Consider the following 18509-nt stretch of genomic DNA (forward strand, 5'->3'; position numbering starts at 1 on the left):
CTCTTCCCGTTCAGAATTAAAGCATTATAGCGCAAATCGACCGCCCACTCAAGGGCAACTCACAGGCAAATCTTGCTTTTGTGACGCAAGCCAGGCAGGCATTAGGCGCCTGCTAAAAATCAGTTTTTATCAAACCCCAGCACATCACGCATATCAAACAAACCTTGTGGCTTCTCCGCCAAAAATTTGGCTGCACGCAATGCGCCCTGGGCAAACGTGGCGCGGCTCGAGGCCTTGTGCGTCAGCTCTACGCGCTCACCCACCCCCGCCAGCACCACAGTGTGATCACCAACCACATCGCCACCACGCAAGGTCGCAAAACCAATGGTGCCGGCCTCGCGCTCGCCGGTCACGCCTTCACGTGCGTATACCGCACAATCTTTAAGTGCTTTATCAATGCCTTTAGCAGCAGCTTCGCCCAATCGCAACGCAGTGCCAGAAGGTGCATCCACCTTGTGGCGGTGATGCATTTCCACCACCTCAATATCATAGCCCTCATTGAGTACGCGTGCCGCTTGCTCAACCAGGTTGATCAACAAAGTCACGCCCACACTCATATTCGGCGCGAACACCACGCCAATTTTTTTGGCGGCTGCTTCAATACTGGCTTTCTCAGCCTCATTAAACCCAGTGGTGCCAATGACCAGCTTCACATTCGCTTGCTGGCAGGCTTGCAAATATTGCATGCTAGCCTCAGGGCGAGTGAAATCCACCAGCACATCTGCACCCTGTAAGGCCGCAGCAATATCCGAGGTAATTTTGACATCGGTCTGCTTGCCGAACTGCTCACCCGCATCGCGCCCTATCATAGCGCTCTCAGCACGATCCAATGCAGCATGCAGTTGCAAACCACTGTCAGAAAAAACACCCTCTAATAAAGCATGCCCCATACGACCAGACACACCTGCAATCACAACTTTCAACATCACTCGCTCAATCATTCTTTATTTAATAATGGGTTAAAACCCGATTTGTTCCAATACACCGTCTAGATGCTCAGCGCTACCTTCAGGTGCAGTCACTTGCTGACTACCAGATGCCGCTTCAGCACCAGAAGCAGCCTTTTCACGCACAATCAACCAACGCTGGGTAGCCGCATCCAGTTGCAACTCCAAACGTTTAGACATCTCGTCACGGTAGGATTTTGCGGCGTATTTTTGCGTGAATGTCACCACCGCCGCGTCTCCTGTACGGGAAACATTGAGGTTGCTGATATCCAGGCTGATTTTACCCTGCTGCGGAGACAGGCGTTTTTTACGCTGCGCCTCCCAGGCGGCACGATTAGGCAAACCCTCTGGCACAAAAGCAGGAGAATAGGCCGCAAAATAGGCATTCGTATTCTTGCTACGCCAAGCTTGCGCCCATGCCTGCACCGCTGACTCAACGCCGCTATCTACTGTCGCAGTTGGCGCCACGGATGCTTCTGCCACCACCACTGACTCAGAGGCGCTCACTTTCGGTAGATCCGCCACAGGCACGGCGGCTGCACCAGCCAAAGGCGTGACACGCTCACGCGTGATCAACCAGCGCTTCAGTGATGAGTCATAACGCATTTCCAAGGTTTTCGTCAGCTCATCCTTATAAGATTTAGCCGCATACTTCTGCTCAAAATGCACAGTAGCAATCGCAGCCGTGCCTTCACGTTGCACTTGAATATTATTCAATACCAGGGTGATCGCCCCCTGACCAGCCGACAAACGCTGCTTACGTTGCGCTTCCCAGGCTTTTTTGGATGGTAAGCCTTCTGGCACAAAGTCAGGCGCGTAGGCAGCCAGATAGTTTTTAATATCCTTGCTACGCCAGGCTTGCGCCCAGGCAGCCACCGCCTGATTAATTTCATCATCACCAGCAGGCACTTCCTGCGCGACCACGGGTGCAGGCTCAACGGCTTTGGCCGCTGCTTGCGGTGCTTTAGCCGCCAGAGTAGCTGTAGGCGGAACAACAGGTGCCACTTCCTTCACGATAGATTTCGCTGGCGGCGGTGGTGGCAGTTCCGGCTCAGGTTCGGGCTCTGGCAGTTGCTCGGCCACAAACGTCGGTGACGGTTCAGCCGCATGCTCAGCCTTAGGTGCAACCCCCTTCTCAGTCACCTGATGGGCTTCAGCGTCTGTCGCTGGCGCATTGGCTTCAGCCATATTGCCTTTGACCATTTCCTGCTCGGTTGGCACTACTGGCGCCACATACTCCCCTTCAGGAATATAGGGGATCACTTCATCATCTTCAACAGCAGCCACTGCAGTCGACTTGGCAACCGGGGCTTGTTTAGACTCCGCAGGTTTCACAGCAGCAGCGGCTACGGTAGCGGCGGCAGCCACAGGCGCCACCACACTCTTAGCGGCCACAGAGCCTGCCTTCACTGGCGGTGGCAACACAGGTTCGGGAGCCGCAGTTGCCGTTGGCGCGACAACAGGGGCCTCTTTAAATACGGGTGGAGGCTCTACAGTATCCGCAATTTTCGCCGCCATTTCTTGATCATTTGCAGCAGCCTTAGCTTGATACTCCCCTTCAGGAATATGCGGCACAATCTCTTCTTCTGTGACAGCTTTTTCTGCCGTCGCTTGAACAGCAGGCACACTGCTGGCGGCTGCTTGCACTTTGGCCACATCGGTCGCGGTCGCTTCTGCCGCAGCACCTTCTTCGGCTTTCCAGAACTTCAGCTTATCGGTCCAACCCTGCTCTTTTTCTGCTTCCACTTTTTTCTGTGGCAACTCTGCAATGGTTTTCACATCAGGATTTTCTGCTGACGGAATCACATCCCCACGTACGGAAACCAGGCTGTCCTTGTCAAAATCAAGAATCACGCGGCGCTTTTCAACAATGGCGCCCTGTTTGCGCAACTCGTAAAAATAATCCCAGCGATTATCACGGAAACTATCTACAATGAGCGGGGTCCCCATAATGTAGCGCACTTGTGATCGCGTCATGCCCGGGCGCAACTGCAACAGCATTTTGGAGGTCACGACGTTGCCTTGCTGAACTTCCATCTTGAACGGCTTAAGTGAAGGAAGTTTGGCACCGCACCCACTCTCCAGTGATGCGACAGCCAACACAAATAAGATAGAATTACGCATTGGATTCACTTTATAATCGGTATTATTGAGAATAATCATTAATATACCACGTAGTTTCGCCAATCCAGTACGGCAGGCAACTTAAGGCGTGACAAAACTTAACGACAGACAACACCAATGGACAAAACCTATGCATGATCCCAAAGAACTTAAAAATGCAGGCCTCAAAGCCACGCTACCGCGTCTGAAAATTCTGGAGCTGTTTGAAAATAGCGAACAGCGCCACCTGTCTGCGGAAGACATTTACAAAATCATGATCACCAACGGCGAAGACGTTGGCCTGGCCACGGTGTATCGTGTATTAACCCAGTTTGAACAGGCTGGCTTGCTGGTGCGCCACCACTTTGAAAGTGGCAAAGCCGTGTTTGAAATGAACGAAGGCAGCCATCACGACCATATTGTTTGCGTCAAATGTGGTCGCGTTGAAGAGTTTTACGATGAAGAAATTGAAAAAAGACAAAAAGCAGCCGCTGAAAAATATGGTTTCAGCATGCAAGACCACTCACTGACCATTTATGGTTTGTGCAAAAAACAACCTTGCACTGAATAATCACTTCACGCATGGGTCGATGCTCGCTGGCGGGCATTGACCCATCACATGCCCGCTTGCCTGAACACTCACCTAGCATACCCGAACATCACACGACCGGATTTGCACCCGTCGCCAATCCTGATGCGCGCATCCTCATTCTAGGCACATTGCCTGGCATCGCATCGCTCAGACAGCAACAATACTACGCACACCCGCAAAATGCCTTCTGGCGGATATTGGAGCAACTATTCAACATCCCGGCACAGGCAGCCTATCACGTGCGCTGCCAATCCGCACAGGATCAAGGACTGGCCATCTGGGACGTGTGCCACTCCGCACAGCGCATGGGTAGTTTGGACAGTAACATCCAGAGCAACAGCATTGTCGCCAACCACATCCATCAATTACTGGCTGATTGTCCACGCATCCGATTAATCGCACTCAACGGCCAGGCTGCCGCCCAATTATTCAAAAAACATATCCGGCCCGCACCTGAAATTGAAACGGTTATTTTGCCGTCGACCAGTCCTGCCAATGCCAGGCTAAGATTCGAAGAAAAACTGGCACAGTGGGCCATATTGAAACAGGCGTGTGAAAACAGCATCGCTGACAACAACTCACCCTAATCAATGCAAAATAATGCTGTGCACGTGATGAGGCAATCCCCCTCTATAGCAGCAGAGGAAACCTAAACAAAAATAAAATACCAGGAATAAATAAAAACAGCGCTTGTAGATAATTGCTAGATGGCTGCGCCCGGCAAATTAGGCCAGATTTGCCTGTAACATTTCCCGCGCATGATCGCGCGTGGTCTCGGTGATCTGCAAGCCACCCAGCATGCGGGCAACCTCCTCCACACGCTCGCTGGCATCCAGTGTGCGAATCCTGCTCAAGGTCGTGCCCTGCTGCTCGGACTTGCTGACCTGCCAATGCTGCTGTGCCTGCGCCGCCACTTGCGCCAAATGGGTAATCACCAGTACCTGCCTATGCTGCCCCAACTGGCTCAATAATTTGCCAACCACCTCGGCGACGCCACCGCCGATACCCACATCCACTTCATCAAAAATCATGCAGGGCACGGTGCCTAATGAGGCCGTGGTCACCTGCAAGGCCAGGCTAATACGTGATAACTCGCCACCCGAAGCGACTTTATTGAGTGGGCGCGGCTCCACCCCGGCATGACCAGCAACCAAAAACTCAACCTGTTCCAGACCATGTGCTGCGGGCTCGCCTGGCGTTAACGCAACCGCAAACTGCCCCCCTTTTAATGACAAGGCCTGCATTTGCTCGGTAATGGTTTTTGCTAATTGATTGGCGGCTTGCTGTCTCGCAGCGGAGAGCGCCACAGCCTGCGCCTGATAGCTTTGCCATGCGGCTTGCACCTGTTTTGCCAAGGCACCATCATCGGCAAAGCCCTCCAGCTCAGCCATGCGGCTCAATTGCGCCGCCAACAAATCTGGCAACTCGTCCGGCTTGACCCTGAACTTGCGGGCAACGCCATGAGTCGCCTGTATGCGCGCCTCGACTTCTGCCAGACGCGCTGGGTCCAACTCACTTTTTTGCAGGTAGCGATTCAGCGCACGACTGGCTTCCTCCAGTTGCACCACAGCAGAATCCAATGTTTCAAGCATCGGCTGCAAGCCTGCATCCATCGTTTGCAACTCGGCCAGCTTCGCTTGTGCTTGCGACAATAAATCCAGCGCATTCACTTCATCGCCTTCGCTCATCATCTGCAAACTGGTTTCCATGCCACTGAGCAAACTGGCGCCATTGCTTAACCGCACATGCTCCTGCTGCAATGTCGCCCATTCTTCAACCACAAATCCCAACTGCTTTAACTCACGCGTGCTATCACGCAGCACGGCCAGTTCGTCAGCAAACTGGCTGGCATTTTTCTCGTAAGCTAATTGCTGTTGATGCAATTGCGACCAGTCTTTGTAAAGCCTGCCCACTTGTTTTGCCAACGGCGCGGCTTGCGCATAGGCGTCCAGTATCTCGCGCTGGGTGACAATTTTAAGCAAAGAGTGATGTGCATTCTGACTATAGATATCAATCAGGGTTTCGCCGATCTCCCGCAGTTGGCCGACCGTGGCTGAAGCGCCATTGATAAATGCGCGGCTACGGCCATCGGCATAAATCACCCGGCGTAAAATAAGCGCATCATCGACGTCAATTTCTTGTGCCTGTAACCATTCGCGTGCCGCTAAATTCTTTGCAATATCAAAGGTAGTAGAAATCTCTGCCTTTTCGCAACCTTTACGCGTCACGTCGCCCTCATTACGCGCGCCCAGGCTTAACGACAAAGCATCAATCAAGATGGATTTTCCCGCACCGGTTTCACCGGTAAGGGCGGTATATCCTGCTGAGAACTCGAGTTCCAGCGTATCAACAATGACAAAATCTCGGATAGAAAGGGCTTGTAGCATGGGTTATCAGCGCGGGCTTGTTTAGCCCCAGTTTAATTTGTTACGCAACATATCAAAATAGCAATAATCTTTAGGATGCACCAGTTGGATTTGCTGTGGTGCACGTTCAATGCGCACATGATCACCCACCATCAATGGATACTGCCCTTGGCCGTCATAACTGATCTGGGCATCGGCTGCATTGACCACGATGACCTCAATCACGCTGCAAGCAGGCACCGTAATTGGCCGATAGCTCAATGTGTGTGGGCTAATTGGCACGATAGAAATCGCTTCGAGGTCGGGGTGCATAATCGGGCCACCGGCAGACAACCCATAAGCAGTCGTGCCCGTTGGCGTGGTTAAAATCAGGCCATCAGAGCGCTGGCGCGAGACAAATTGCCCATCCACATGTACTTCCAGCTCAATCAGGCGAAAGGCGCTTTTAATCACCACATCATTCAAGGCAACAGTGTGCTCGATGGCTACTCCGGCACGGGTAACCACAGATTGCAGCAACATGCGCGATTCGAGTTGATGCTCACCCTGCAGGATCTTATCAATCTCAACCAGCATATGATCCGTTTGTAAATCGGTCAAAAAACCCAGGCGCCCACGGTTAATGCCGATCAGCGGCACACCAGTATCACGCAAAGCTCGCCCCACACTCAGCATGGTGCCATCACCACCCATGACAATCACCAGGTCAGCCTTGGTGCCGATATCCTCCAGGCTGGCCAGTTCAAAGCCTTCATCATCTACAAACTGTGCCGTGCGTTCTTCAATGCAAACATGCAAGCCGCGCGACAACAGATGATGCGCCAAACGGGTCAAATCACTTTGCATGTGCTGCAAGGCGGTGGCGTCCATGTATTTTCCAACAATGGCGACTGAGCGGAATGTAGATTGCATGGCCGCATTAAAGCATAGAAGCCCACAACTGAAAAGCGCAAGGGGCTGTTATCCTGAGCGTAAATGGTGCAAAATTTCAAACACGGCAACAAGGTGGTTAAAAGTGGATAAACGCGCGCAAATTTTGCTAAAAACGCTGGTCGAACATTACATCAGCGAAGGTCAACCCATAGGCTCACGTACCCTGCTCCAGCATTCAGGACTGGATGTCAGTCCGGCGACCATCCGCAACGTCATGAGCGACCTCGAACAATTAGGGTTTATCACCAGTCCGCACACCTCTTCTGGCCGTGTGCCGACCAAAAAAGGTTACCGCCTGTTTGTAGACTCGCTCATGACCGTACAGCCGATAGACCAGCGCGCCGTGGCGCAACTTAAAACCGGGCTGACGTCGCCCAATCCGCAGGCACTGATTAACAGCGCAGCCGACATGCTGTCGCAACTGACGCAGTTTGCCGGATTGGTGATGATTCCCAAGCGTACACGTAACGTGTTGAAACACCTGGAGTTTTTGCACTTAAATGATAAAAAAATCCTGGTCATCCTGGTCACTGAAGATGGCCAGGTGCAAAATCGCATTTTGCTCACTGACAAAGCCTTTAGCGCCAGCGAACTAACTGCCGCCAGCAATTACTTTAATAGCCATTGCCGCGGGCTTTCGCTCGAAGAAGTACAAGCCAAACTCAAGCAAGAACTACAGCAGATGCAGGTGGACATTAACCGCCTGATGTCCGCCGCGCTTGAAGCCGCCAGCCAGCCAGAATCCTCTGAGCAGGAAACGGTGGTGATTGCTGGCGAACGCAATCTGCTGCAAGTCGATGAACTCTCGACCAACGTCGGCAGCCTGCGCAAACTGTTTGAGATTTTTGAACGCCGCACGGCCCTGATGCAATTGCTGGACCATAGCCAGCGCGCGGATGGCGTACAGATTTTTATCGGTGGCGAGAGCGGCTACCTGCCGCTGGACGAATGCAGCCTGGTGACCTCCCCCTATGAAGTCGATGGCCAGGTCGTTGGCACACTGGGCGTCATTGGCCCAACGCGTATGGCTTACGAGCGCATTATCCCGATTGTGGACGTGACGGCTAAACTGCTGTCAAACGCCCTATCCAACCAGTAGCCTGCTTCTTTACATTTGTCAGAGAGTTCTGACAGTACTATCAGCTTTAATCTGCTACAACAGAAATGGTCACATGCTTATACTGACCCCACTATTTATTCATTGTGGAGAGATCAAATGAACAGCGCCTATCAAAAATCTTTGCCTAAATCCCTGATCTGGACAGCCTTGTTAGTGCTGTGCCTGAGCACGACCGCCTGTGGCTCCATGAGTACGCGTGGCAAAAGTACCGCCTTAGGCGCTGGTATCGGTGCGGTTGGTGGTGCCGTGTTAACTGGCGGTAGCGCGATTGGTACGGTTGGGGGTGCTGCCATCGGTGGCGTGATTGGTAACCAGATCGACAAAAAATAATCCTCTTTTGCAGCCACTGGTGAAAGCCAGTGGCTGTCGCACTTTTTTAGGTAGCATGCGTCATAAGGGCATTTAATCGCTTAAAATGTCCTTATGACTTATTACCAGCCAGAGCCTGCCTACACCCACGGCAGCCAACCAAAAGTGGGAATTCTGTTAGCCAACCTGGGCACACCAGAGGCACCCACAGCTCAAGCATTACGACCCTATTTAAAGCAATTCCTCATGGACAGGCGTGTGGTTGAAATTCCGCGCCTGATCTGGTGGTGCATCCTGCACGGCATTATTCTGGTCATCCGCCCTAAAAAATCGGCTGAAAAATACGCCAGCATCTGGCACAAAGACGGCTCACCGCTCATGGTTTACGCCGTGCAGCAAAAAAAATTATTGCAAGGTTATCTGTCACAAAAGATTAACTCGCCATTTGCGGTTGAACTCGGCATGACCTACGGCAACCCCAGCATGCAAAGCGCGATTGAATCATTAAAAGCACAAGGCTGCGACCGCATTCTAGTGTTCCCACTCTACCCACAATATGCCGCCAGTAGCACTGCCGCCGCGTTAGACGCTGTGTGGCGCGTGCTACTTAAAATGCGCAATGTGCCTGCTATCCGCACCATCAAGCACTACCATGACCATCCGCGCTATATTCAAGCGCTGGCCGGCCATATTCAGGCCTACTGGAAACTGCACGGCAAACCAGAAAAACTGGTCATGAGCTTTCACGGCGTGCCTAAATTCCACCTGCTTAAAGGTGATCCTTACCACTGCGAGTGTCACAAAACGGCACGCCTGCTGGCAGAGGCTTTAGGCTTAAGCAAAGCGCAATACGAAGTCGCCTTCCAATCCCGCTTTGGCCGCCAGGAATGGCTACAGCCTTACCTCGCAAATACGCTGGATGCCCTTGGAAAGCAACACCTTAAACGCATAGACGTCGTCTGCCCCGGCTTTAGCAGCGACTGTCTGGAAACCCTGGAAGAAATTGCCATGGAAGGTAAACACTTATTCCAGTCTGTGGGCGGTGGCGAGTACCACTATATTACGGCACTGAATAGTGAACCTGTGTGGATAGAAGCAATGCGCGATATTGCACTGGAGCATTTGCAGGGTTGGGTCAGTGATGAGTTTGACCCTGTGAAAACAGCGGATGAATTACAAGCTAGTAAGCAACGTGCATCGGAAATGGGATACAGAAACTAGTTCTAAGCATCTAGTTACACAACTCGAATCCGATTAAACCAATTGTTTTTATTGAATATGATGAGAGTGAAATGTCTAAAAAAAATCACCATGAATATCAAAATGCAAATCATTGGGATGAAGTTTTTGACAGGGAGTTTTCAAAAGAATCAGATAGAGCTGCAGTCATTCTAGCTGGCTCTATGTGTGAAAATGCTCTTGGACAGTTATTGAGAATCTCACTAGTGGCTTCTCCAACATCTAATGATGAGTTAATGGATGGGGCTAATGCTCCACTATCGACTTTTAGTGCAAAGATTAATGCTTGCTACAGAATAGGCTTAATTAGTCGTCAATTCACTCGTGACCTTCATCTAATCCGCTCAATTAGAAATAAGTTCGCTCATAACATCTCAGGCTGCTCATTTGACGAAAGTTCGGTAAGATCCCAAGTCCTAGAGCTTGCAAAATCTTCAGGCTTCTTAGAAAGAAATCCAAATTTGCGCCACGCACACTTCCCTGAAGGCGTAAGAGGAGATTTTATGGCATGTGCATCTTGGATGCTCTACTCCATAAATTTGCAAATTGAGCATGCTAGTTCAATGGAAGAAGCTGAACTTGAGTTTGGTTATGATATTTCATTGAATGAAGAAGACGATTTAAATTTAAAGGTAACAAAAAAACATAAAAAAGTAAAAAACCCAAAAAGCAGTATTCCGCACGCCTAGGTCGGGCTCATTACAGTCGGACGTTTTGAACTATCCACAAACTACAAAAGGTACTGAGCATGATCCTATATAAGCCTTACTCCTGGCCAGAGACACTCCATCACCGTTGACAGGACAAAATTTAGTCCTTATTATACCCTTAAAACATTTAAGGGGTTGCCATGTCACTCGCAGAAAATATCCGGCCGATCACCTACCTGAAAACCAGTGCAGCAGACATCGTTAAAGAGTTTGCTGAAAATCCTGAACCCATCATCATCACCCAGAATGGTGAAGCCAAGATGGTGGTGATGGACATTCATGAATATGAGAAGCAGAAGGAAACGATGGCACTTCTCAAGCTTCTTGCGCTTGGAAGAAAAGAGTTTCAAAAAGGAAAATTCAGTGATGCAGAACAGTTCCTTGATGAAATGGATGACTGATCGTGTCTCGTAACCTTGTCATTCTTGATAGTGCCAAAGAAGAGTTTAAAGAGATCAAGACGTATGTGAAGAGACAATTTGGCGAAACTGTATGGAATCAGGTCAATGATGAATACAAGGCCGCCTTCAAACTAATTAAAAGCAACCCTCAATCTGGGAGCCCCATTGAGGAATTAAAAACACTTGGAATTAATCACGTCCAATACAGGCTCGTCAAACAGACAAGGATTGTCTATGAATTTGATGACAATTTGATTCTCATTCATATGTTTATCAGCACCAAAAGAGATTTCACAAACCACCTAATGAAGAGGCTCTTTAATCAATAGGTAAATCACCATCAATTTGACCAAGTTCACTGAAGCATACATTCCGATTTGGAAAATGAAACAGACATAAAAAAAGCGTAATTTAATTACGCTTTTTTTTACTACTGACGGATAGTTTAATTATCAGGCTTGTTTGCGACGAGTGGCAAAGCCTAACAACCCCAGTCCGGCTAACAGCATGCCATAAGTTTCTGGCTCTGGTACGTTTGCAACCGTAAACTGAAATTTATCGTAGCTGAAACCCGCGCCTGTCGATGAATCGTCAAAATATAGTTTTGTGATGTTGGAATAGGCACTTAAATCGACCAAACCATTTGCTTCACGTGCAATAGTGCCTAACAAAGAAGTGCCACTGAAAATGTTGATATCAAGATGGTCACCACTATCGTACCCGGCAAGCACAAACGAGAGATTATTCACCGCTGCAGTAAAGTCAACTTGCAAGTCTGCCTGGCAGTTAAAGCCTGCCGTCAGCGGGCAGATTTCACTCGCTATCGCTGACGCACCCACATAAATATCTGACCCAAATGATGTGATGGTGGCCTGTGGGAATACCAGAACAGTAGTGCCCTGAGTACCTTGTGGTAACGTTGTGAAATCTAATGTATCAGCAAACGTATTGGTTGAAAATAAAGCAACAAAGATTGATAGAGCGATACTGCGTTGTTTCAAGAACTTCATAACACCCTCCCCATAAATTATATTTAATAATAAGAATTGCCCGCCGATTGTAAGCTTATGATAGCAACCTGTCTATAGCCCCCTTGGGCAGGGTAATTGGGCCTGAATTGACTGAATTTTCTGTAGCTTAGTTAAGAGCTTGAATCACTCACAAAATCGCCCAGAACAAGCTGAGGGTATCAGCTAGCGATAGTCATGCACTCAGTATTTGATACATTCATGCTCACCGATTCCTATGTCTGCCCTGCCCGATTACGCGTTATAATCGCGTTTTAACGTTTTTATCATTTCCTTATGATCGTTATCACCGGTGGCGCAGGCATGATTGGTTCTATCATGGCCTGGCATTTGAACAACAAACTGGGTCGGCAAGACCTGGTGATTGTTGACCGCATCACGCATGAAAACCAGTGGCAAAACCTGGTGCACAGGCACTATGCCGAATACCTGGATAAAGACCAACTGTTTGAGTTTCTTGAAGATAATGATGACATCACTGCGGTAATTCATATGGGCGCGATCAGCGCGACCACTGAGCGTGACTTTAACAAGCTGGTGGCGGATAACATGCATTACTCACAAGACTTGTGGTCCTGGTGTGCAGAGTATGAGGTGCCTTTCTTTTATGCCAGCTCAGCGGCCACTTATGGCGGCGGCGAGCAAGGCTATGATGATGCCAGCATTGAAAACCTGCGCCCATTAAATGGTTATGGCTATTCCAAACACTTTTTTGACCAATGGGTGTTACAGCAAGTCGCGCAAAAACAAGTCACCCCACCGGCTTGGGCGGGATTCAAGTTTTTTAATGTCTATGGCCCCAACGAATATCACAAAGAGCGCATGGCCAGTGTGGCTTACCACACCTTTAACCAGTTTAAAGAAACTGGCACCATGCGCCTGTTTAAAGGCACCAAAGCTGGCGTGGAAGACGGCATGCAATTGCGTGACTTTGTTTATGTGAAAGACGTGGCGGATGTGATGGGCTTCTTTTTAGAGGCTGCACTAAAAAACAAACCGGTTGCCAGCGCAATCTACAATATTGGCACCGGCCAGGCGCGCAGCTTTAAAGACCTGGCGACTAATGTGATGACCAGCATGACGCGCGAACCTAACATCACTTACATCGACATGCCGCAAGACTTGCAGGGCAAGTATCAGTACTTTACCCAGGCAGAGATGCAGAAGCTGCGCCAGGCAGGCTATAAAAAGCCTTTCACCACGCTGGAAGAAGGCGTGAAAGATTATGTACAGAACTATTTGATGCAAGAAGACCCTTACGCATAACTGCCATCAAACACTGTGAGCGATATGAATCATATTGAATACCTTAAAGGCGAGCACGCCGCCCATGTAGCCATGTTCCAAGCGCTGGAACCTCTGTTCCCACTCATTAGCGATGTGGGTAACCTGCTACGCGATTGCATCCAGCGTGGTGGCAAAGTGTTGCTGTGCGGTAACGGCGGCAGCGCGGCAGATAGCCAGCATATCGCTGCCGAGATCGTTGGCCGCTTTAAAAAAGAGCGTAAAGGGTTGCCGTCTATCGCGCTGACCACAGATACCTCTATTCTGACTTCGGTCGGCAACGATTATGGCTATGACTATATTTTTGCGCGCCAGGTAGAAGCCTTGTGCCGCCCGGAAGACGTCTTGATTGGCCTCACCACTAGCGGCAACAGTGCCAATGTGGTGCGTGCGATTGAAACGGCAAACGAGATCGGCGCAACGACCATCGGTTTAACCGGCGGTAGCGGCGGCAAACTGAATACGCTTTGCACACACAATATCGTGGTGCCTTCCAGCGTCACGGCACGCATTCAGGAAGCGCATATTTTTATCGGCCATTGCCTGTGTGAAATCCTGGAATCCTGATGAATCCTACCCTTGCAAACCTGGTGACGCATTTTGGCGAGCATCCACAACACGCGCTGGTGATCGGCGATGTGATGCTGGACCGCTACCTGATGGGAGAAGTGAACCGCATTTCACCTGAAGCGCCAGTACCTGTGGTGCTGATCAAGTCTGAACAACAGCGTGCCGGTGGTGCAGCCAACGTGGCAGCCAACCTGGCATTGCTGGGCATACACACGCGCATGATAGGTTTGATTGGCAATGATCATGAAGGCCAGCGCTTAATGGCTGCAATGTCAGACTATGGCATTGATACGCAAGCCATGCTGACGACGCCCGCGCGCCCGACCATCGCCAAAACCCGCATTCTCGGCGGGCACCAGCAAATGATGCGGCTGGACCAGGAAGTAACTGGCGCTTTGTCTGACGCAGAGGCCGAGCAAGTCACGCAAGCCATACAAACGGCGTTGCAACAACAACCTGCCCTGATCATTTTGTCAGACTATGCCAAAGGGCTGTTGACAGAGCAAGTGTGCCAGCAAGTGATTCTCTACGGGCGTGCACACAATATTCCGGTATTGGTTGACCCGAAAGGGCGCAACTACGACAAATACCGCGGTGCGACGGCCCTGACGCCTAACAAAAAGGAAACCGCAGAAGCTTGCGACGCGCATACCAATGATCCGGCATTGATTGACAAGGCACGTACACTTAAAGCCAGCCTGGCGCTGGACTTTCTCGCTGTCACCCGTGGTGAAGAAGGCATTACGCTGATCACAGAGCAGACTGAGCACTTAAGTGCCACTGCCAAACAGGTATTTGATGTTTCAGGCGCAGGCGACACGGTGATTGCCACGCTGGCTGCAGGCCTCATGCATGGCTTGAGCGCACTGGATAGCCTGTCACTGGCCAATATTGCTGCTGGTGTGGTCGTCGGCAAAGTAGGCACGGTGCCGATCACCAAAGCAGACCTGATCGATGCGATAGCCACCGCCCAAGGCAGCGAGCAAGCCCATAAAGTGAGTGAGTTGCCGGAGTTGTTGCAGAAAGTCGCCAACTGGAAACAACAAGGCCAAAAGATTGTGTTTACCAATGGCTGCTTCGACCTGCTGCATGCCGGGCATGTGACTTATCTCGAAGGCGCGAAAAAACGCGGCGACAAGCTGATTTTAGGCTTAAATACGGATCGCTCAGTCTCAGCCTTGAAAGGCCCAACCAGGCCGGTGGTTAATGAAAAAGACCGCGCCCGTGTATTGGCCGCGCTGGAGTCCGTCGACGCGGTCATTTTGTTCGATGAAGACACGCCGCTTACCCTGATTAATGCCATTCAACCAAATATCATTGCCAAGGGCAGCGACTATACCGCTGACCAGGTTGTCGGCGGCAAAGAAGTCTTGTCATGGGGCGGCGAAATTGCCCTGATTGACCTGGTCGAAGGCCGCAGCACCACTAACCTGATTAAAAAAATGCACGCATGAACAAGATTTTGGTGATGGGCCCGTCATGGGTGGGCGACATGGTGTTGGCACAAAGCCTGTTCAAGCAACTCAAAATCGAGCAGCCCGATTGTCAAATCACAGTTGCTGCGCCTGCCTGGACTTTACCACTGTTGGAAAGAATGCCAGAGGTCTCAGAGGCAATTGCATTGCCGTTTAGACATGGTGACCTGGCATTGCGTGAGCGTTTTAAACTGGGACGGGAATTAGCCAAGCAAGGATTCACCCAGGCGATTCTATTAACCAATAGCCTGAAATCAGCCATTTTGCCGTGGGCGGCAAGCATCCCCGTCCGCACCGGCTTTAAAGGCGAAATGCGCTATGGTCTGGTGAATGACATGCGGCCACTGGACAAAAGCGTACTCAAAAAAACGGTAGAACGCTTTGTTGCACTGGGCTTACCCAAAAATGCAGGGCTCCCTGCTTCATTACCGCAACCAATGTTGCTGGCAGACCCCAAGCATGCAAACATCCTGTTAACCAAACTCAACATCCCCGATACACAACAGCCAGTACTCGGCCTGTGTCCAGGTGCGGAATACGGCGAAGCCAAACGCTGGCCCGCTGAGTATTATGCAGAAGTGGCCAATCACGCCTTGCAGCAAGGCTGGCAAGTCTGGTTATTTGGCTCAGACAAAGATAAACCCGTGACAGCTAGCATCCAGCAACAGACTCAACGACGTTGCGTGGATCTGGCTGGCCGCACTAAGCTGGGCGAAGCGATTGATTTAATGTCACTCTGTCGCACCGTGATCAGCAACGACTCCGGCCTCATGCACGTAGCCGCAGCACTCGATAAAAAACTCATTGCCATTTACGGCTCGTCCGACCCCAAACATACACCACCCATGCATCCGCAAGCGGTAGTGGAATACCTAGGGTTGTCATGCAGTCCATGTTTTGAACGCGTGTGCCCGCTGGGACATTTGAACTGTTTAAAACAAATCTCACCGTCTACGATTATCGCCGATATCTATGTCAGTCATTAAATCATTGATCACCAAAACCAGCAGTGACATCGCCGCATTACGTCCAGCACAACACATCGCCCTCTTGATTGTGTTGTCCGCGCTTGTCGCTTTGCGAGTGACCTATGTGCAACATGGCTGGGTCAATGATGACTCTCTACTTTACTTTGAAGTGGCACGCCATCTAGCCCACGGTGAATGGCAAGCTGCTTATAGCCTATTTCCTTGGTTACTGTACCCAGCTCTTCTCGCCTTGGGTCACATGGTGACCGGCTTAGATATACATACAACGGCCCAGATTATCAATATCGCCTTGTTTGCACTGTTTAGCTGGGGATTTGCATTACTGTTATTGCAAGCGGGTGGCTCCATCAAAACCATGTGGTGGGGAGGGCTGTTACTGCTCTCCGCGCAATATATCGTCGGTGATATTCTAGGCATGCTATTACGCGATGAGGGGTTCTGGGCATGTCTCACCTGGGCATTGCTATTCCTGCTGCGCTATATGCAACGGAGCAAAACAGCTGATGCCTATTACTTCCAATTTGCCATCATCTTTGCGATGCTGTTTCGTCTAGAAGCGATTGTCTACTTTATATTGCCTCTGACGATACTAACAAATACTGCATTACCGTTACGCAAACGGCTATATAAAACGGTGCATGGCGTGAGCATTCCGTTGTTCGGTGGCTTACTCATTAGTATGGCAGTCGTCATTGGTATCGTTAAAATTGCACATCTTGGCCGTCTGCAAGAAATTATTTATTTATTACAGCAAGGCATGATAGAGCGCCTGCAATTTATTCAGGCAAAAGCCAACCTGATGGGTAAACAAGTGCTTGGACACCACCTGGATGATTACAGCCACTTTGCCATATGGGGCTCTCTGATCTTAATCACACTGAATAAAACATTAAAAGTTGCTGGCTGGCCAGTGCTCATAAGCCTGATTGCAGGACGTAAAGCATGGAGGCATATTAACCACCATGCACGTCATTTGTTCAGTCTACACATGGTTGTTGGATTCGCAACAAGTCTGCTGATCATTATCAATGCGTTTATTCTCTCAAGCCGTTATGTGATTGCATCGGGCATCATCATGCTAGTGGTTGGTGCATTTTGCGTAGAGCACTTATATGCAAAAGCGCCAATCTGGGCGAAGCGTGGACTGCTTTTGCTGCTGGCAGGTATGTTATTTGCTAACCTACACGACTCAAGTCGCGTTGACCTGGACAGACTGGCGGTGGAGTACCTGCAATCAGTCAACACTAGCCAACAATCCGTATTGTATGACACAGAGAATGCCCGCTTTTATGCGCATCAGCCTTTTATGAAGCGCATTCCATCTCATAAACTGGTCGAGTCATTGCTGGAAAATGGCAAGATCACAGACTACAACTATCTCATGATCAGCATTGCCGATGACCGGGCTGAATATGAGCAATCAGTTCAACGCAGATTAAGCGTGAATTTTGACCATATCCATACACTGTATGGCTGGAAGAAAAAAACCAAAGTGCTAATTTACCGCAAACGCCAGCCGCTCTCAGCTAACTAGCGCTTCACTAACGGACAAGCACCTCGGCAGTCACCGCCACGGTTGCCGTCGCCCGCGCATCGTCATCCAGGCGCCGAGCCGATGGTCCACACCATAGATTTAATAGCGCATTTTTGGCGAGTCTCAGGCTCGCACGCATACGTTGTTTTAAGGCAATACGTTGCACGTCCTCGACATGGTAACGCTTTTTGAAAAACAAATACTGCCCTTGCCGCTTACGCATCCATTTCGCCAGGCTGATGGCCTGCTTCTCACTAGCCCCGCCAACATGATGCACAGCCAGGCCTTCATCAAAACCAATAGCCCCGAGCTCTGCTCGGATACGCCAGCAAATATCGGCATCTTCGCCATACATAAAGTAATCGCTGTCGAAGCCACCAATCCGCATATAACCCTCACGCCGCATCATCATACAAGCGCCTAACACCCAGGCCACATCCCCTGCCAGGGTTGAGAAATCGGTTTTTTTGCATAATCGCTGTGAAGGATAACGCTTGCGTGGGTACACCAGCTTGTGTTTCTCCGACTCCACCACTAATGGCGCCAGCATCGCTACATGACCAGTCTTGAACCTGTCTATATAACGGCGCAGTAGTGTGGCATCTGGCAAAGTCGTATCCGGATTGAGGATCAGTAACAATTCAGCGTTGGCATAGGTCGCCGCCAGGTTGTTAGCGCGGCCGAACCCCAGATTCTGCTCACTGAAAACACAGTGTACATAGGCATGACAGAGTGCCTCCAACTGTTGTTTCTCGTGTGGGTCACCTGAATTATCAACAATAATGACTTCATAAGTCACATCTTGCTGCTGCGCCAATGATTGCAGGCAGCGCGTCAACTCGCTCACCGTACGATAGTTAACAATCAGTATGGAAACTTCCGGCTGCACTCTCACGCGCATCTACTCCT

At 50.2% G+C, this 18509-nt stretch carries 19 protein-coding genes; 13 read left to right on the forward strand and 6 right to left on the reverse strand.

What is annotated here, in order from left to right; all coding sequences use genetic code 11:
• Positions 1 to 119: 119 nt before the first annotated feature.
• Both dapB and bamE read right to left on the reverse strand, forming a co-directional pair.
• Positions 120 to 926, reverse strand: a complete 807-nt coding sequence (dapB, locus tag ACIDE9_RS04090; RefSeq protein ID WP_411992921.1) for a 4-hydroxy-tetrahydrodipicolinate reductase — start codon at positions 924 to 926, stop codon at positions 120 to 122.
• A gap of 33 nt (positions 927 to 959) precedes the next feature.
• Positions 960 to 3071, reverse strand: coding sequence for an outer membrane protein assembly factor BamE (gene bamE / locus ACIDE9_RS04095; RefSeq protein WP_411992923.1), 2112 nt, complete (start codon positions 3069 to 3071; stop codon positions 960 to 962).
• Between the two features lie 130 nt (positions 3072 to 3201).
• Here bamE and fur point away from each other — a divergent pair, with 130 nt between their 5' ends.
• Together fur and ACIDE9_RS04105 are read left to right on the forward strand one after the other, a co-directional pair.
• Positions 3202 to 3621 carry a ferric iron uptake transcriptional regulator gene (gene fur, locus ACIDE9_RS04100; RefSeq protein WP_194742794.1) on the forward strand — a complete coding sequence of 140 codons (420 nt, stop codon included), beginning with the start codon at positions 3202 to 3204 and terminating at the stop codon, positions 3619 to 3621.
• An 11-nt stretch (positions 3622 to 3632) separates the two neighbouring features.
• The gene (locus ACIDE9_RS04105; protein ID WP_411992926.1) at positions 3633 to 4229 is read left to right on the forward strand and encodes a DNA-deoxyinosine glycosylase; all 597 of its coding nucleotides are present in this window, start codon (positions 3633 to 3635) and stop codon (positions 4227 to 4229) included.
• Positions 4230 to 4367: 138 nt separating this feature from the next.
• Here ACIDE9_RS04105 and recN read toward each other — a convergent pair whose 3' ends face one another.
• On the reverse strand, positions 4368 to 6029 hold the full coding sequence (gene recN, locus ACIDE9_RS04110; RefSeq protein WP_411992928.1) for a DNA repair protein RecN: 1662 nt from the start codon (positions 6027 to 6029) through the stop codon (positions 4368 to 4370).
• A gap of 21 nt (positions 6030 to 6050) precedes the next feature.
• Complete coding sequence (locus ACIDE9_RS04115) at positions 6051 to 6920, reverse strand: NAD(+) kinase (protein WP_411992930.1); 870 nt, start codon at positions 6918 to 6920, stop codon at positions 6051 to 6053.
• A gap of 103 nt (positions 6921 to 7023) precedes the next feature.
• On the opposite strand from ACIDE9_RS04115, the gene hrcA reads away from it, so the two are divergent.
• From hrcA to ACIDE9_RS04145, 6 genes are all read left to right on the forward strand, one after another.
• Positions 7024 to 8040 carry a heat-inducible transcriptional repressor HrcA gene (hrcA, locus tag ACIDE9_RS04120; protein ID WP_194742790.1) on the forward strand — a complete coding sequence of 339 codons (1017 nt, stop codon included), beginning with the start codon at positions 7024 to 7026 and terminating at the stop codon, positions 8038 to 8040.
• Between the two features lie 117 nt (positions 8041 to 8157).
• Positions 8158 to 8391: a glycine zipper 2TM domain-containing protein gene (locus ACIDE9_RS04125; RefSeq protein WP_411992932.1), complete on the forward strand. Its 234-nt coding sequence runs from the start codon at positions 8158 to 8160 to the stop codon at positions 8389 to 8391.
• A 93-nt stretch (positions 8392 to 8484) separates the two neighbouring features.
• Positions 8485 to 9591 (forward strand): ferrochelatase, encoded by a 1107-nt coding sequence (gene hemH / locus ACIDE9_RS04130; protein ID WP_411992934.1) that lies wholly within the window; start codon positions 8485 to 8487, stop codon positions 9589 to 9591.
• A gap of 71 nt (positions 9592 to 9662) precedes the next feature.
• Entirely contained in the window at positions 9663 to 10298 is a 636-nt protein-coding gene (locus tag ACIDE9_RS04135) for a hypothetical protein (protein ID WP_411992936.1), read from the forward strand.
• A 161-nt stretch (positions 10299 to 10459) separates the two neighbouring features.
• Entirely contained in the window at positions 10460 to 10720 is a 261-nt protein-coding gene (locus ACIDE9_RS04140) for a type II toxin-antitoxin system Phd/YefM family antitoxin (RefSeq protein ID WP_411992938.1), read from the forward strand.
• Positions 10721 to 10722: 2 nt separating this feature from the next.
• A complete protein-coding gene (locus tag ACIDE9_RS04145; protein ID WP_411992940.1) occupies positions 10723 to 11049 on the forward strand; it encodes a type II toxin-antitoxin system RelE/ParE family toxin in 327 nt (108 codons plus the stop codon).
• 123 nt (positions 11050 to 11172) lie between these two features.
• Here ACIDE9_RS04145 and ACIDE9_RS04150 read toward each other — a convergent pair whose 3' ends face one another.
• Positions 11173 to 11730 (reverse strand): PEP-CTERM sorting domain-containing protein, encoded by a 558-nt coding sequence (locus tag ACIDE9_RS04150; RefSeq protein ID WP_194754125.1) that lies wholly within the window; start codon positions 11728 to 11730, stop codon positions 11173 to 11175.
• A gap of 294 nt (positions 11731 to 12024) precedes the next feature.
• Between ACIDE9_RS04150 and rfaD the strand changes: the two genes are divergently transcribed.
• From rfaD to ACIDE9_RS04175, 5 genes are read left to right on the forward strand one after another with little or no spacing between them, the layout of a single operon-like run.
• Entirely contained in the window at positions 12025 to 13014 is a 990-nt protein-coding gene (gene rfaD, locus ACIDE9_RS04155) for an ADP-glyceromanno-heptose 6-epimerase (protein ID WP_411992942.1), read from the forward strand.
• Between the two features lie 24 nt (positions 13015 to 13038).
• The gene (locus tag ACIDE9_RS04160) at positions 13039 to 13599 is read left to right on the forward strand and encodes an SIS domain-containing protein (RefSeq protein WP_194754123.1); all 561 of its coding nucleotides are present in this window, start codon (positions 13039 to 13041) and stop codon (positions 13597 to 13599) included.
• Positions 13599 to 15056, forward strand: coding sequence for a bifunctional D-glycero-beta-D-manno-heptose-7-phosphate kinase/D-glycero-beta-D-manno-heptose 1-phosphate adenylyltransferase HldE (gene hldE, locus ACIDE9_RS04165; RefSeq protein ID WP_411992944.1), 1458 nt, complete (start codon positions 13599 to 13601; stop codon positions 15054 to 15056). The genes ACIDE9_RS04160 and hldE overlap by 1 nt, the downstream gene beginning before the upstream one ends.
• A complete protein-coding gene (gene waaF, locus ACIDE9_RS04170) occupies positions 15053 to 16063 on the forward strand; it encodes a lipopolysaccharide heptosyltransferase II (protein WP_411992946.1) in 1011 nt (336 codons plus the stop codon). The genes hldE and waaF overlap by 4 nt, the downstream gene beginning before the upstream one ends.
• On the forward strand, positions 16050 to 17600 hold the full coding sequence (locus ACIDE9_RS04175) for a hypothetical protein (RefSeq protein WP_411992948.1): 1551 nt from the start codon (positions 16050 to 16052) through the stop codon (positions 17598 to 17600). Before waaF ends, ACIDE9_RS04175 begins: the two co-directional genes overlap by 14 nt.
• A gap of 7 nt (positions 17601 to 17607) precedes the next feature.
• On the opposite strand, the gene ACIDE9_RS04180 is transcribed toward ACIDE9_RS04175, so the two are convergent.
• A complete protein-coding gene (locus ACIDE9_RS04180; protein WP_411992950.1) occupies positions 17608 to 18501 on the reverse strand; it encodes a glycosyltransferase family 2 protein in 894 nt (297 codons plus the stop codon).
• Positions 18502 to 18509: the final 8 nt, after the last annotated feature.

This window comes from Methylophilus sp. 'Pure River', from assembly GCF_046765995.1.
Classification (GTDB): domain Bacteria; phylum Pseudomonadota; class Gammaproteobacteria; order Burkholderiales; family Methylophilaceae; genus Methylophilus.